The sequence below is a fragment of the Pseudomonas sp. W15Feb9B genome (assembly GCF_000828175.1).
In the GTDB taxonomy this organism is placed as follows: domain Bacteria; phylum Pseudomonadota; class Gammaproteobacteria; order Pseudomonadales; family Pseudomonadaceae; genus Aquipseudomonas; species Aquipseudomonas parakoreensis.
In genome coordinates this window covers 66,944-82,179 of the sequence record NZ_JTKF01000040.1, presented here as the reverse complement: position 1 = coordinate 82,179, position 15,236 = coordinate 66,944, and the positions used below count along the sequence as shown (strand labels likewise).

The window sequence follows — 15,236 nt, the reverse complement described above, 5'->3', positions numbered from 1 at the left end:
GCTGCCCCCGGATCAATCCCGCAGCGAAGGGACCCCGAGCCCCAGCGAGCGGGCCGAACGCAGGAGCAAGCCTTTTGGGTTACCTTTTCGGCGTTTGGAAAAGGTGACTCGCCGTCAGGGCGAAACCCTAAGCAGCCGTTACCGCAGCAACGGATATACACCCAAAAACCCAAGAGCATGGTCGGCCCAAAGGCCGCCACCGCCAAAAACCAAATTACTCCAATAAAAAAGCCCGCCGATGATCACTCATCCGCGGGCCTTTCATTTCCGGCAAACGCTTAAATCGCGCCACGCTTGCGCAGCAGATCCAGCACCTGCTTGACGCTCTCTTCCAGCGACAACGACTGCGTGTCGATCACCAGATCGGCATTCAGCGGCACGTCATACGGGAAGGACTCACCCGGAATATTATCGCCACCCGCAGCATACAAGCCCTGCGGATCACGCTCGGCACACACCGCCGGCGAGGCCTGCACATAAACCGTCAACAGACGATCCTTGCCGATCAGCTCCTTGGCCTGCTCGCGACCTTCAGCACTCGGCGCAACAAACGCCGCCAGGGTCAACAGACCAGCCTCATTGAACTGACGCGCCACGTGCGCCGCACGCCGCCAATTCTCGGTGCGACCGGCACGGTCATGTGGCAAGCCCTTGTTGAGGTCGTGACGCAGGTTCTGCCCATCGAGTACGAACACGGCACGACCCATGTCGAACAACTTGCGCTCGACCGCATAGGCCAGGGTGCTCTTGCCTGCGCCGGACAGGCCGCTGAACAGCACGGTCGCCGGTTGCTGGCCAAAGCGCTGGGCACGTTCTTCAGTAGCAACGTGGGCCAGTTTGCCGTGGTGGGTGGCCGTGCCGTGGCTCAGTGGCTGAGCGACGATCATGCCGGCGCCAACGGTGCCGTTGGTCAAACGGTCAATGACGATGAACGCACCGGTGGTGCGGTTGCTGTCGTAACCGTCGAGGGCGATCGGCGCGTCGAGCGCGATCTTCACCTTGCCGATTTCGTTGAGCTGCAACGCGCTCGCCGGACCTTCTTCAAGGGTGTTCACGTCGACCTTGTTGACGATGCTGGCAATCGAGCCCGGCACATAACTGGTGGCGCGTTTGATGTCGTATTTCTTGCCCGGCAACATCGGCTCTTCAGCCATCCACACCAGCATCGCTTCGAAGCTGTCGGTGACCGGCGGCACGTTGTCGGCATGCACCAGCAAGTCGCCACGGGAGATGTCGATTTCGTCTTCCATGGTCAGCGTCACCGCTTGACCAGGACCGGCCTGCTCCAGCTCACCTTCGAAGGTGACAATGGATTTGACGCGGCTGCTCTTGCCCGACGGCAGCACCACCACTTCGTCGCCCTTGTGCACGATGCCGCTGGCGAGGGTGCCGGCGAAGCCGCGGAAGTTCAGGTTCGGACGGTTGACGTATTGCACCGGGAAGCGCAGATCGGTGAAGTTGCGGTCGCCCGCCACTTCCACGGTCTCGAGAATTTCCATCAGCGACTGGCCGGTATACCACGGCGAGCGCTCTGACTTGTTCACCACGTTGTCGCCCTTGAGAGCAGACATCGGCACGAAGTGCATGCTGGTCGGCTTCATCTTCAAGCCTTCGGCGAACTTCAGGTAGTCGGCCTTGATCGACTCGAACACACCTTCATCAAAGTCTTTCAAGTCCATCTTGTTGATGGCGACGACGATGTGCTTGATGCCGAGCAACGAGGCGATGAAGCTGTGACGACGAGTCTGGGTCTGCACGCCGTAACGGGCATCGACCAGAATGATCGCCAGGTCACAGGTGGATGCACCGGTGGCCATGTTGCGGGTGTACTGCTCATGGCCGGGGGTGTCGGCGATGATGAACTTGCGCTTGGCGGTGGAGAAATAGCGGTAGGCGACATCAATGGTGATGCCCTGCTCACGCTCGGCCTGCAGGCCGTCGACCAGCAATGCCAGGTCGATGTCGTCACCGGTGGTGCCGACTTTCTTCGAATCGCGGGTGATGGCTTCCAGATGATCTTCGTAGATCATCTTGGAGTCGTGCAGCAGGCGCCCGATCAGGGTGCTTTTGCCGTCGTCGACGTTACCGCAGGTCAAAAAGCGCAGCAGCTCTTTACGTTCGTGCTGGCCCAGGTAGGCGAGGATGTCCTCGCTGATCAAATCAGATGCGTGCGACATGACAACCCCTTAGAAATAGCCTTGACGTTTTTTATCTTCCATCGAGCCGGCGCCATCGTGGTCGATGACCCGGCCCTGGCGCTCGGAAGTTCGCGTCAGGAGCATTTCCTGAATGATGTCCGTGAGGCTTTCGGCCTCGGACTCCACCGCGCCCGTCAACGGGTAGCAGCCAAGGGTACGGAAACGCACTTTCTTTTTGACGATGCGCGCCTTGTCCTCGTCGGACAGATGCTCAAGGATGCGCTCGTCGTCGATCATGATCAGGGTGCCGTTCTTCTCGATCACTTCGCGTTCGGCGGCGAAGTACAGCGGCACGATCGGGATGCCTTCGAGGTAGATGTACTGCCAGATGTCCAGTTCGGTCCAGTTCGACAACGGGAACACACGAATGGATTCGCCCTTGTTGACCTTGCCGTTGTAGACGTTCCACAGCTCCGGACGCTGATTCTTCGGATCCCAGCGGTGCTTGCTGTCGCGGAACGAGTAGACACGCTCCTTGGCGCGGGACTTCTCTTCGTCACGACGGGCACCACCGAACGCAGCGTCGAAACCATGCTTGTCGAGTGCCTGCTTCAGGCCCTCGGTCTTCATGATGTCGGTGTGCTTGGCGCTGCCGTGGGTGAACGGATTGATGTTCTGCGCCACGCCATCGGGGTTGATGTGGGTGATCAGGTCCAGGCCCAGCTCTTCGACCATCTTGTCGCGGAACTTGTACATCTCCTGGAATTTCCAGCGAGTGTCGACGTGCATCACCGGAAACGGCAGTTTGCCCGGGAAGAACGCCTTGCGTGCCAGGTGCAGCATCACGGCGGAGTCTTTACCGATGGAGTACAGCATCACCGGGTTGTCGAACTCGGCGGCCACCTCGCGGATGATGTGGATGCTTTCCGCCTCCAGCTGTTTCAGATGCGTCAGTTTGTCGACCATGGCTACTCACGAAAGCTTTCTTATGAACGGCCAGCGGGCCGTGTTCGAGCGGGGAATCCTAGCACAGCGCCCTCTTCTAATCAGGACACCAACTAGATCGAAAGGGCATATGAATATGCCCACCGGTTTGCCCTACTAACCCTGTAGGAGCTGCCGAAGGCTGCGATCTTTTGATCTTGCTTTTAAAAGACAGCGTTAAAGGATCGCAGCCTTCGGCAGCTCCTACAGGACAGCATTTCAGATCAGGCTCGCCGCGAGTCGTCAGATCGGGTTCGGGCAGTCGATGAAGATGTGTTCCAGGGCAAAACGTTTTGCCAAGTAGTCACCCAGCGCCTGCACACCATAGCGCTCGGTGGCATGGTGGCCGGCGGCGATGAAGCTGATGTCGTTTTCCCGAGCGCTGTGGAAGGTCTGTTCGGAGGCTTCGCCACTGAGGAACAGATCAACGCCCGCCGCCACGCCATGATCGATATAACCTTGCCCGCCGCCAGTGCACCAGCCGACCCGACGAATCATCGTACTGCCTTCGACCAGCAGCGGCTCGCGGCCCATGACCTCCTGAACCTTGCGCGCGAAATCACGCGGGGTCATCGGCTCATTCAACGAGCCAACCAGTCCGACAATCTTCAGGTTGTCCGGATCCAGCGGCCCTTCGACGGTGATGTCCAGCTGACGAGCCAGTTGCACGTTGTTGCCAACCTCGGGGTGCAGGTCCAGTGGCAGGTGATAAGCGAGCAGACTGATGTCGTGCTTGAGCAAAGTCTTCAAGCGGCGTTGCTTCATGCCGGTGATGCACGGGTTTTCGCCTTTCCAGAAATAGCCGTGATGCACGAGTATCAGATCGGCTTCGGCTTCCACCGCAGCATCGAGCAAGGCCTGACTGGCGGTGACGCCACTGACAATGCGCATCACCTGCGGACGACCTTCGACCTGCAGGCCATTGGGGCAATAATCGGCGATTTTCGCACTGCCGAGGTAACGGTCGGCTTCTTCGACCAGGGTGCTGAGGGCGACGGCCATGAAAGACTCCTGAAAATCCCGTTCAGAGGCGCGCGCGGCCTCGTATAATGCGCGACATTATCGGCGGTCTGCCCCCGCCTGCAACTTTTCCAGGACGTGCTTAATGCTCAAGGCGCTGCGTTTTTTTGGCTGGCCGCTGTTGGCCGGCGTGCTTATCGCTCTGTTGATTATTCAGCGTTACCCGCAGTGGGTCGGGCTTCCGAGCCTCGACGTCAACCTGCAACAGGCCCCGCAAACCACCAGTGTGCAACAGGGCCCGGTGTCCTATGCCGACGCGGTGACCATCGCCGCACCGTCGGTGGTCAACCTCTACACCACCAAAGTCATCAACAAACCGGCGCACCCGCTGTTTGAGGATCCGCAGTTCCGACGCTTCTTCGGTGACAACTCGCCGAAGCAGAAACGCATGGAATCGAGCCTCGGTTCCGGCGTGATCATGAGCCCGGAAGGCTACATTCTGACCAACAACCACGTAACCACCGGCGCCGATCAGATCGTGGTGGCACTCAAGGATGGGCGCGAAACCCTCGCCCGCGTCATCGGCAGCGACCCGGAAACCGACCTCGCGGTGCTGAAGATTGACCTGAAAAACCTCCCGGCGATCACCGTCGGCCGCTCCGACAACATCCGTATCGGCGACGTCGCGCTGGCCATCGGCAACCCGTTCGGCGTTGGCCAGACCGTGACCATGGGCATCATCAGCGCCACCGGGCGCAACCAGTTGGGCCTGAACAACTACGAAGACTTCATCCAGACCGACGCGGCGATCAACCCGGGCAACTCCGGCGGCGCACTGGTCGATGCCAACGGCAACCTCACCGGGATCAACACCGCGATCTTCTCCAAGTCCGGCGGCTCGCAGGGCATCGGTTTTGCGATCCCGGTGAAACTGGCAATGGAGGTGATGAAGTCGATCATCGAGCACGGTCAAGTGATTCGTGGCTGGCTCGGTATTGAAGTGCAGCCGCTGACTCAGGAACTGGCCGAGTCGTTTGGCCTGTCCGGGCGTCCGGGAATTGTCGTGGCGGGAATCTTCCGCGATGGCCCGGCACAGAAGGCCGGCCTGCAGCTGGGTGACGTGATTCTGAGTATCGACGGCGAACCGGCGGGTGATGGCCGCAAGTCGATGAACCAAGTGGCGCGGATCAAGCCGACCGACAAGGTCACCATTCAAGTGATGCGCAATGGCAAGGAGCTGAAGCTGACCGCGGAAATCGGCCTGCGTCCACCGCCGGCGCCGGTCAAGGAAGAAGAGTAAACACCAACCAAAAACACTGTCGGAGCGAGCTTGCTCGCGAAGAGGCCGGCACATTCAAGATCGTTATTGAATGGCCAAGCGCTTTCGCGAGCAAGCTCGCTCCCACAGGTTCACCGGTGTCCTACAGGTCGCCGAGGCCGTCGATCAGCGCCTGATTCTGCTCCGGTGTACCGATCGAAATCCGCAGGAACTGGGCAATCCGCTCCTGCTTGAAGTGGCGCACAATCACGCCCTGCTCGCGCAACTTGGCTGCCAGCCCCGCTGCATCGTGTTGCGGGTGCCGGGCGAAGATGAAGTTCGCCGCCGACGGCAGCACCTCAAACCCCTTGGCCTGCAATTGCGCGATGACCCACTCACGACTTTCGATGACCAGACGGCAGGTCTTGTCGAAATACTCGCGATCCTCGAACGCGGCCGCCGCTCCGACAATCGCCAGGCGATCCAGCGGATAGGAGTTGAAGCTGTTCTTGATTCGCTCCAGCGCTTCGATCAGATCCGGATGCCCCACCGCCAGGCCTACGCGCAGGCCGGCCAGCGAGCGCGACTTGGACAAGGTCTGGGTCACCAGCAGGTTCGGATAACGGTCCACCAGGCTGATCGCGGTTTCGCCGCCGAAGTCGATATAAGCCTCGTCCACCACAACCACCGAATCCGGGCTGGCCTTGAGGATCTGCTCGACCGCTTCCAGTGCCAGCAGGCAACCGGTCGGTGCGTTCGGATTGGGGAAAATGATCCCGCCGTTCGGTTTGGCGTAGTCCGCCGGGTTGATCTGGAACTGCGCGTCCAGCGGCACGGCATCGAACTGGATGCCGTACAGACCGCAATACACCGGATAGAAGCTGTAGCTGATGTCCGGAAACAGCAGCGGCTGCTCGTGTTGCAGCAGACCGTGGAAGATGTGCGCAAGCACTTCGTCCGAACCGTTGCCGAGGAACACCTGATTGCTTTGCACGCCGTAGTAGTTGGCGACGGCGGTTTTCAGCAGATCGCTGTTCGGATCCGGGTACAGGCGCAGGTTATCGTTGAGCTCGGTCTGCATCGCCGCCAGGGCTTTGGGCGACGGGCCATACGGGTTTTCGTTGGTGTTGAGCTTGACCAGTCTGGTCAGCTTCGGCTGTTCGCCCGGCACATACGGCACCAGATCCTTGACGAACGGGCTCCAGAATTTACTCATGTTCAATTCCCCTTCACTTCGTCTTTGATGCGGTATTCGGCGCTGCGGGCGTGCGCGCTCAGGGATTCGCCACGGGCCAGCACCGAAGCGGTCTTGCCCAGCTCGGAAGCACCGGCCTCGGAGCAGAAGATGATCGACGAACGTTTCTGGAAGTCGTACACACCCAGTGGCGAGGAGAAACGCGCAGTGCCGGACGTTGGCAGCACGTGGTTCGGGCCGGCGCAGTAATCACCCAGCGCTTCAGAGGTGTGGCGGCCCATGAAGATCGCGCCGGCGTGGCGGATCTGCGGCAGCCAGGCTTGTGGGTCAGCGACCGACAGCTCCAGGTGTTCCGGGGCGATGCGGTTGGCGACTTCGATGGCTTGCGCCATGTCCTTCACGTGAATCAACGCACCACGGCCATTGATCGAAGTTTCGATGATGGCCGCGCGGTCCATGGTCGGCAGCAGTTTGTCGATGCTCGCCGCGACCTTGTCGAGGAACTCGGCGTCGGGACTGACCAGAATTGCCTGCGCGTCTTCGTCGTGCTCGGCCTGGGAGAACAGGTCCATGGCGATCCAGTCCGGATCGGTCTGGCCGTCGCACACCACGAGGATTTCCGACGGGCCGGCGATCATGTCGATGCCGACCTGACCGAACACGTGGCGTTTGGCGGTGGCGACATAGATGTTGCCCGGGCCGACCACTTTGTCCACCTGCGGCACGCTTTCGGTACCGTAAGCCAGCGCAGCAACCGCTTGCGCGCCGCCGATGGTGAACACCCGGTCAACGCCGGCAATGCACGCCGCCGCCAGCACCAGCTCATTGATTTCACCGCGCGGGGTCGGCACCACCATGACCACTTCGGCCACGCCGGCAACCTTGGCCGGAATCGCGTTCATCAACACCGACGACGGGTATGACGCCTTGCCGCCCGGCACGTACAGGCCGGCGCGATCCAGCGGCGTGACCTTCTGCCCGAGCACAGTGCCGTCGGCCTCGGTGTAGCTCCAGGAATCCTGTTTCTGTTTTTCGTGGTAGCTGCGCACCCGCGCTGCAGCTTTTTCCAGCGCTTCGCGCTGCGCGACAGTGATGCGGGTCAGGGCCAGTTCCAGGCGCTCGCGCGGCAGGATCAGGTCAGCCATCGAGGCGACTTCGAGGCCGTCGAATTTCTGGGTGAACTCGACCAGCGCCGCGTCACCGCGCTCGCGCACCGCCTTGATGATGTCCAGAACGCGCTGATTGACCGAGTCGTCAGACACACTTTCCCAGCTCAGCAGATGATCCAGATGATGCGCGAAATCCGGGTCAGCAGCGTTGAGTCGGCGAATTGCAGTCGGTGCGGTCATAGCGAGAGCCTCATAGGAATGGCAAAAACTCAGGCGCCCTAACTTAGCAGTCGTTTCCGCTTGGGCACCTGAGATTCTGGCTATGAGGCGGATAGACGGGCGCGACTCAAGGTCGCGCAAGTACATCAGCCGCGGTGTCGCGATTCCACTGCCGTGCGCAGGGTATCGATCAACGCCTGGATTCGGGCGTGTTGCATCTTCATCGAAGCCTTGTTGACCACCAGGCGCGAGCTGATCGTGGCGATCAGTTCCTGAGGTTCCAGGCCGTTGGCGCGCAGTGTATTGCCGGTGTCGACCACGTCGATGATCTTGTCGGCCAGACCGATCAGCGGCGCCAGCTCCATCGAGCCGTAGAGCTTGATGATGTCGACCTGACGGCCCTGCTCGGCGTAGTAGCGCTTGGCAACGTTGACGAACTTGGTCGCCACGCGCAGACGGCCCTTAGGCTCGGCTGCGCCGATCTTGCCGGCCGTCATCAGCTTGCACTGGGCAATCTGCAGATCCAGCGGCTCGTAGAGGCCCTGGCCGGTGTATTCCATCAGCACGTCTTTACCGGCGACGCCGAGGTCGGCCGCGCCATGCTCGACATAGGTCGGCACGTCGGTGGCACGCACGATCAACAGACGTACGTCATCCTGAGTGGTGGGGATGATCAGTTTGCGGCTCTTGTCCGGATTCTCGGTCGGCACGATGCCGGCTTCAGCGAGAAGCGGCAGGGTGTCGTCAAGGATGCGGCCCTTGGACAGTGCGATGGTCAACATGGGAAACGTCAGTCCTTATCAAGGTACTCATGTCCGGTCGCAATCGGCGCCGGACACACATCGAGCCGGATACCGGCTCGACTCGAAACAAATTCAGTGGACACGTCCCTGTGTCCGCATGCAGCAATCAGCCCGGAACGCGACGGATCTTGGCGCCCAGCATCTGCAGTTTTTCTTCGATGCACTCATAACCACGGTCTATGTGGTAGATGCGGTCGATCAGGGTGTCGCCTTCGGCCACCAGGGCCGAGATCACCAGGCTGGCCGAAGCACGCAGGTCGGTGGCCATCACTGGCGCGCCCTTCAGGACTTCAGTACCGGTGACGATCGCAGTGTTGCCTTCGACCTGGATTCTGGCGCCCATGCGGTGCAGTTCGTACACGTGCATGAAACGGTTTTCGAAGATCGTCTCGATTACCGCACCGGTGCCTTCGGCAATGGCGTTGAGCGAGATGAACTGTGCCTGCATGTCGGTCGGGAACGCCGGATACGGTGCCGTGCGCACGTTGACCGCTTTCGGGCGCTTGCCGTGCATGTTCAGCTCAATCCAGTCTTCACCGCAGGTGATTTCCGCACCGGACTCACGGAGCTTTTCCAGGACTGCTTCAAGAATGGTCGGATCAGTGTCCTTGACCTTGACGCGGCCACCGGTGACCGCAGCGGCCACCAGGTAGGTGCCGGTTTCGATACGGTCAGGCATGACCTTGTAGAAACACGAACCCAGGCGCTCGACGCCATCGATGGTGATGGTGTCGGTACCGGCGCCGGAAACCTTGGCGCCCATGGCGTTGAGGAAATTCGCCAGGTCGACGACTTCCGGCTCGCGCGCAGCGTTCTGCAGCACGCTGCGACCCTTGGCCAGGGCAGCCGCCATCATGATGTTTTCGGTACCGGTCACGCTGACGGTATCGAAGAAGAAGTGCGCACCGCGCAGACCGCCTTCAGGCGCCTTGGCCTTGATGTAGCCGCCTTCGACGTCGATCACCGCGCCCATGGCTTCGAGACCACGGATGTGCAGGTCAACCGGGCGCGAACCGATGGCGCAACCGCCAGGCAGGGCGACTTCGGCTTCACCGAAACGGGCAACCATCGGCCCCAGAACCAGGATCGAGGCACGCATGGTTTTCACCAGTTCGTATGGCGCGATCAGGGTCTTGATGGTGCGTGGGTCGATTTCAACGCTGAGTTTCTCGTCGATCACAGGCTCGATGCCCATGCGACCGAACAGCTCGATCATGGTGGTGATGTCGTGCAGGTGCGGCAGGTTGCCAACGGTCACCGGGCCATCGCACAGCAGGGTGGCGGCCAGAATCGGCAGGGCGGAGTTCTTCGCCCCGGAGATACGGATTTCGCCATCAAGACGAACGCCACCGGTAATAATCAATTTATCCATAAGAATCTCGACGCCCTAGGGCTCAGGTGCGCTCGGCCCAGGCCGCGCTGCTGAAAAATTTCATAGTGACCGCGTGGATGCTGCCATCAGCGATCCAAGGGTTCAAATGGGCATAGATGCTTTGCTGACGCTTGACCGGGCTCAACGCCGCCAGTTCATCACTAATCACGTTCAGCTGGAAGTTGCAGCCTTCGCCTTCAACTTCCACCTGCGTTCCTGGCAGCTTTCCTTCAAGGAAGCTCTTCACTTCTACGGCCTGCATGCTCAACCTCAATCGGCGCCCTGTGCGCACGGGTCGGACATCATACAAAAAAGCCCCGCGCCTGCGAACCCCGCATTGGCAGGACTCTGACGGGGGGCTTGTTTGTCGATGCGGGTTCAGGGGTGCGCCAGCAACTCGGTCAGTTCGCTGACCTGAGCGATTTCGCGCATGTCTTCCGGCATCGCGCGGATGCTGACGGCCTTGCCGGCCGCCCGGGCATCGCGCATGAAGCACAGCAGCAAGGACAAGCCGACGCTGCTGGACTTCTTCACTGCCGAACAATCAATCACCAGCGATGCCGCCTTGCTGGACTTGATCAGCGCCTGGCCTTCCTTGCGCAGATCGGGGCCTGTGCGATAGTCCAGCACTCCGCTGAGCAATAGCTCGTCGACATCACTCATACGAACTGCCGCCTCATTCATTGCGCTGGCTTCTCGGCAGCTTTCTCGGTGGTTTCCTTGGCCTTGGCCACTTCGCCAGCCCAATTGTTGATAGTCTTGTCCAGATCGTTGCCATTGCGCTGCATCGCGTCCGCGAACTGATCACGGAACAGCTTGCCGATGTTGATGCCGTTGATGATCACGTTGCGCAGCTTCCACTCGCCGTTGATCTTCTCCAGCGTGTACTGCACCGGATAGATCGCGCCGTTGCTGCCCTTGACGGTCATGCCGACGCTGGTGCGATCACCCGATTCATCCTTGGCCGGGTCAACCGTGATGCCCTGATTGTTGTATTCGAGCAAGGCATTGCCGTAGAACTGGAACAGGCCTTTCTTGAAGTTTTCCTGGAAGGTCTGCATCTGCGCAGGCGTGGCCTTGCGCGAATACTTGACCGTCATGATGCTCTTGGAAATGCCCTCGGCATCCACTACCGGGCCGACGATGTTGTTCAACGCGGCATAGAAATCAGCCGGATCCTGCTTGTATTTCGCTTTGTTGGCCGACAGGTCGGCCAGCATCCGGTTCGTGGTGTCCTGAACCAGATCGTGCGCCGATTGCCCGGGCGCAGCGTTAGCCAGCAGTGGCAGTGTCGCGAGCAACACCAACAGGCCACGTCGCAAGGTAGAGATCATTCAAAAGCTCCTCATTTGGCGTCTTTGCTAACGGTATTGAGCAGGAATTTACCGATCAGGTCTTCCAGTACCAGAGACGACTGCGTGTCGTGGATGGTTCCACCATCCTTCAGACGAGTGTCTTCCCCACCCACGCTGATACCGATGTACTTCTCGCCCAACAGGCCAGCGGTCAGGATAGACGCTGTGGAGTCGGTCGGCAGGTTGTCGACCTTTTTATCCACTTGCAGGGTGACCCGACCGGTGAAGCTGTCGCGATCCAGATCGATGGCCGTGACCTTGCCGATGGTTACACCGGCCATGGTCACTTTGGCTCTGACCGTCAAACCGGCGATATTGTCGAAGTAGGCATACAGCTTATAGGTGTCGGTGGTCGAGGTCGGAGACAGGCCACTGACCCGCAGCGCCAGCAGCAACAAGGCCAGGATCCCTGCCAGCAGGAACAGGCCGACACCGATTTCCAGGGTGCGGTTTTGCATCAGAAATCTCCAAACATCAAAGCGGTCAGAATAAAGTCCAGGCCGAGCACTGCCAGCGAGGCAAACACCACGGTCTTGGTGGTGGCACGACTGATACCCTCGGAAGTGGGCTCACAGTCATAGCCTTGGAATACGGCAATCCAGGTCACTACAAAGGCGAAAACAATACTTTTGATCACGCCGTTGAGCACGTCACTGGTGAAATTCACGCTGTTCTGCATGTTCGCCCAATAAGAGCCTTCATACACACCCAGCCAGTCGACAGCCACCCACGATCCACCCCAGATGCCTACCACGCTGAAAATCATCGCCAGCACCGGCAGGGAAATGAAACCGGCCCACAGGCGCGGAGCAATGATGTACTTGAGCGGGTCGACACCGATCATTTCCAGGCTGGAAAGCTGTTCGGTGGACTTCATGTTGCCGATTTCGGCCGTCAGCGCCGAACCGGCACGCCCGGCAAACAGCAGCGCCGTCACCACCGGACCCAGTTCACGCAGCAAAGTCAGGGCGACCATCTGTCCCACTGCCTGCTCCGAACCGTAGCTCGACAGAATACTGAAGCCCTGCAGCGCCAGCACCATGCCGATGAAAATCCCGGAGACGACGATGATCACCAGCGACATCACGCCAACCGAATGCAGTTGCTTGACCAGCAGACCAAAACCGCCACTGATGCCGCCACGACCGAGCAGGGCGTGAAACAGGAACAGGGTCGCGCGGCCAAACACCGCCACGGCGTCGATCGCCGTCTCGCCAAAGCGGCGTACGCGTTCTATCAATGAAATTCTGCGCATCAGCGCTTCCCCAGAAGATCTGCGCGGTAATCCGTCGCTGGAAAATGGTACGGCACCGGGCCATCGGGGTTGCCGGTCATGAACTGGCGAATACGCGGTTCATCCGAGTTCATCAATTCGTCCGGCGTGCCCTGCCCCAGCACCTGACCATCACCCACTACATAGATGTAGTCAGCGATGCTCGCGGTTTCGGCCAGGTCGTGGGAAACCACAATGCTGGTAATGCCCAGCGCATCGTTGAGCAGACGGATCAGGCGCACCAGCACGCCCATGGCGATCGGATCCTGACCAACGAAAGGCTCGTCATACATGAGAATCTGCGGATCGAGCGCGATCGCCCGCGCCAGCGCCACGCGACGTTTCATGCCGCCCGACAGCTCGTCCGGCATCAGCTCGATCGCGCCGCGCAGTCCAACCGCCTGCAATTTGAGCAGGACGATGTCGCGGATCATCTCGTCCGGTAATTGGGTATGAACCCGCAGGGGGAAAGCGACGTTCTCGAAGACATCGAGATCGGTGAACAGCGCGCCACTCTGAAACAGCACGCCCATGTGCTTTCGCGCATCGAACAGATCACTGCGCGACAGCGTCGGCAGGTTCTGACCGTTGACCCAGACTTCCCCGCTGGAGGGACGCAATTGCGCGCCCATCAATCGCAGCAGCGTGGTCTTGCCACACCCGGAAGGCCCCATGATGCCGGTAACCTTGCCGCGCGGGATGCGAATATCGACGTTATTGAAAATGCTGCGCGCACCGCGCTTGAAGGAGACTCCCTTCAGCTCGACCGCGTAGGCGTTATCGGCACTCATCTAAACTCCTTGCGATGCAGCCTCTCACTCGGACGCCTGGCTTTCCGTAGAAAGCACATACCTCCCGGGCAGGCCGAACTGGCGGCGAACTATATCACTGCAAACGCCAAGCGCCCAAGGCCCATGCCCCTCCGCGTTCAACGATATGACAGGCCCGACGGCACTTTTTCGGGGTTTTGGTTGCCAGGAATGACAAAGCTCGACGAACTTGCGTGAGGCTTTTCAACATAACCGCTATAATCGCCGCCTTTTCATCGGGCTATACGATTTCTGACATGAGCCAATCCAGCGACCTGATTCAATCGGCACAACGCACCATCCGCCTCGAAGTGGAAGCCGTACAAGGCTTGTTGCCCCATATCGACGCCGATTTCGTACGCGCTTGCGAGATGATTCTGGCCAGCAAGGGCCGTGTGGTCGTGGTCGGCATGGGCAAATCCGGGCACGTCGGCAACAAGATTGCCGCGACCCTGGCCAGCACCGGCACCCCGGCATTTTTTGTTCATCCAGCCGAAGCCAGCCACGGCGACATGGGCATGATCACCCGCGATGACGTGATCCTCGCCCTCTCCAACTCCGGCTCGACCAACGAAATCGTCACCCTGCTGCCGTTGATCAAGCGCCTGGGCATCCAGTTGATCAGCCTGACCGGTAATCCACAGTCACCGCTGGCCAAGGCCGCCGAAGTCAATCTCAACGTTCACGTCGAGCACGAAGCCTGCCCGCTGAACCTGGCACCGACTTCCTCGACCACCGCTGCGCTGGTCATGGGCGATGCCCTGGCCGTGGCGCTGCTGGAAGCCCGGGGTTTTACCGCCGAAGATTTTGCTTTCTCCCACCCGGGCGGCGCCCTGGGTCGACGCCTGCTGCTGAAAGTGGAAAACGTCATGCACGCCGGCCAGGAGCTGCCGCAAGTGCAACGCGGTACCCTGCTCAAGGACGCGCTCATGGAAATGACCCGCAAGGGCCTGGGCATGACCGCGATCGTTGAAGCCGATGGCAAACTCGCCGGGATCTTCACCGACGGCGACCTGCGCCGCACCCTGGATCGCAGCATCGACATCCGCAGCGCCACCATCGACCAGGTCATGACCGCACACGGCAAGACCGCACGGCCGGAGATGCTCGCCGCCGAAGCGCTGAAAATCATGGAAGACCACCGAATCAACGCACTGGTGGTCGTGGACGAAGAAGATCGCCCGATCGGCGCCTTCAACCTCTCCGATCTGCTGCGTGCAGGAGTGATGTAATGACAACCGATCTGCTGCAACGCGGCAAAGCGATCAAACTGGCGGTGTTCGACGTCGATGGCGTCCTCACCGACGGGCGCCTGTACTTCCTCGAAGACGGCAGCGAATTCAAGACCTTCAACACCCTCGACGGCCAGGGCATCAAGATGCTGATGAATGCCGGCGTCGAAACCGCCATCATCAGCGGCCGCAAGACGCCGGTGGTCGAGCGCCGGGCGAAGAATCTCGGCATCCCGCACCTGTTTCAGGGCCGCGAAGACAAATTGGTGGTTCTGGACGGCCTATTGGCGCAACTGGGCCTAAGCTATGAACAGGTCGCCTACCTTGGTGACGATCTGCCTGACCTGCCGGTGATCCGCCGCGTAGGCTTGGGCATGGCTGTGGCCAATGCTGCCGACTTCGTGCGCGAACACGCCCATGGCGTCACTCGGGCCCGCGGTGGCGAAGGTGCCGCCCGAGAGTTCTGCGAATTGATCCTGCGCGCCCAGGGCCGCCTCGATGCGGCCAACGCCGCGTACCTGTGAGCCAA

The 15,236-nt window shown here is 60.3% G+C and carries 16 protein-coding genes; 3 read left to right on the top strand and 13 right to left on the bottom strand.

Annotated features, from left to right (window positions below):
• Positions 1 to 278 precede the first annotated feature (278 nt).
• The 3 genes from cysN to OC71_RS20520 form a co-directional block, all read right to left on the bottom strand.
• Entirely contained in the window at positions 279 to 2,177 is a 1,899-nt protein-coding gene (cysN, locus tag OC71_RS20530; protein ID WP_041072872.1) for a sulfate adenylyltransferase subunit CysN, read from the bottom strand.
• 9 nt (positions 2,178 to 2,186) lie between these two features.
• Positions 2,187 to 3,104, bottom strand: coding sequence for a sulfate adenylyltransferase subunit CysD (gene cysD / locus OC71_RS20525; protein WP_007912374.1), 918 nt, complete (start codon positions 3,102 to 3,104; stop codon positions 2,187 to 2,189).
• A 261-nt stretch (positions 3,105 to 3,365) separates the two neighbouring features.
• Complete coding sequence (locus tag OC71_RS20520) at positions 3,366 to 4,124, bottom strand: Nif3-like dinuclear metal center hexameric protein (RefSeq protein WP_041072870.1); 759 nt, start codon at positions 4,122 to 4,124, stop codon at positions 3,366 to 3,368.
• A gap of 103 nt (positions 4,125 to 4,227) precedes the next feature.
• Between OC71_RS20520 and algW the strand changes: the two genes are divergently transcribed.
• A complete protein-coding gene (gene algW / locus OC71_RS20515) occupies positions 4,228 to 5,382 on the top strand; it encodes a Do family serine endopeptidase AlgW (RefSeq protein WP_041072868.1) in 1,155 nt (384 codons plus the stop codon).
• A gap of 121 nt (positions 5,383 to 5,503) precedes the next feature.
• On the opposite strand, the gene hisC is transcribed toward algW, so the two are convergent.
• The 10 genes from hisC to OC71_RS20465 form a co-directional block, all read right to left on the bottom strand.
• Complete coding sequence (hisC, locus tag OC71_RS20510; RefSeq protein ID WP_041072866.1) at positions 5,504 to 6,556, bottom strand: histidinol-phosphate transaminase; 1,053 nt, start codon at positions 6,554 to 6,556, stop codon at positions 5,504 to 5,506.
• A gap of 2 nt (positions 6,557 to 6,558) precedes the next feature.
• Positions 6,559 to 7,884, bottom strand: coding sequence for a histidinol dehydrogenase (gene hisD, locus OC71_RS20505; protein WP_041072864.1), 1,326 nt, complete (start codon positions 7,882 to 7,884; stop codon positions 6,559 to 6,561).
• 125 nt (positions 7,885 to 8,009) lie between these two features.
• A complete protein-coding gene (gene hisG / locus OC71_RS20500) occupies positions 8,010 to 8,645 on the bottom strand; it encodes an ATP phosphoribosyltransferase (protein ID WP_041072861.1) in 636 nt (211 codons plus the stop codon).
• A 127-nt stretch (positions 8,646 to 8,772) separates the two neighbouring features.
• Entirely contained in the window at positions 8,773 to 10,038 is a 1,266-nt protein-coding gene (gene murA, locus OC71_RS20495; protein ID WP_027610854.1) for a UDP-N-acetylglucosamine 1-carboxyvinyltransferase, read from the bottom strand.
• A 22-nt stretch (positions 10,039 to 10,060) separates the two neighbouring features.
• Entirely contained in the window at positions 10,061 to 10,300 is a 240-nt protein-coding gene (locus OC71_RS20490) for a BolA family protein (protein ID WP_007953556.1), read from the bottom strand.
• Positions 10,301 to 10,416: 116 nt separating this feature from the next.
• Positions 10,417 to 10,722, bottom strand: a complete 306-nt coding sequence (locus tag OC71_RS20485; RefSeq protein WP_041072857.1) for a lipid asymmetry maintenance protein MlaB — start codon at positions 10,720 to 10,722, stop codon at positions 10,417 to 10,419.
• Complete coding sequence (locus OC71_RS20480) at positions 10,719 to 11,372, bottom strand: phospholipid-binding protein MlaC (RefSeq protein ID WP_041072855.1); 654 nt, start codon at positions 11,370 to 11,372, stop codon at positions 10,719 to 10,721. Before OC71_RS20480 ends, OC71_RS20485 begins: the two co-directional genes overlap by 4 nt.
• Before the next feature lie 11 nt (positions 11,373 to 11,383).
• Positions 11,384 to 11,851 carry an outer membrane lipid asymmetry maintenance protein MlaD gene (mlaD, locus tag OC71_RS20475; RefSeq protein ID WP_007967220.1) on the bottom strand — a complete coding sequence of 156 codons (468 nt, stop codon included), beginning with the start codon at positions 11,849 to 11,851 and terminating at the stop codon, positions 11,384 to 11,386.
• Positions 11,851 to 12,648 (bottom strand): lipid asymmetry maintenance ABC transporter permease subunit MlaE, encoded by a 798-nt coding sequence (gene mlaE / locus OC71_RS20470; RefSeq protein ID WP_025109452.1) that lies wholly within the window; start codon positions 12,646 to 12,648, stop codon positions 11,851 to 11,853. The genes mlaD and mlaE overlap by 1 nt, the downstream gene beginning before the upstream one ends.
• Complete coding sequence (locus OC71_RS20465) at positions 12,648 to 13,457, bottom strand: ATP-binding cassette domain-containing protein (protein ID WP_003221703.1); 810 nt, start codon at positions 13,455 to 13,457, stop codon at positions 12,648 to 12,650. Before OC71_RS20465 ends, mlaE begins: the two co-directional genes overlap by 1 nt.
• 275 nt (positions 13,458 to 13,732) lie before the next feature.
• Between OC71_RS20465 and OC71_RS20460 the strand changes: the two genes are divergently transcribed.
• Together OC71_RS20460 and OC71_RS20455 are read left to right on the top strand one after the other, a co-directional pair.
• A complete protein-coding gene (locus tag OC71_RS20460; RefSeq protein WP_027610849.1) occupies positions 13,733 to 14,707 on the top strand; it encodes a KpsF/GutQ family sugar-phosphate isomerase in 975 nt (324 codons plus the stop codon).
• Positions 14,707 to 15,231, top strand: a complete 525-nt coding sequence (locus tag OC71_RS20455) for an HAD family hydrolase (RefSeq protein WP_007967216.1) — start codon at positions 14,707 to 14,709, stop codon at positions 15,229 to 15,231. Before OC71_RS20460 ends, OC71_RS20455 begins: the two co-directional genes overlap by 1 nt.
• The last annotated feature ends 5 nt before the right edge of the window (positions 15,232 to 15,236 follow it).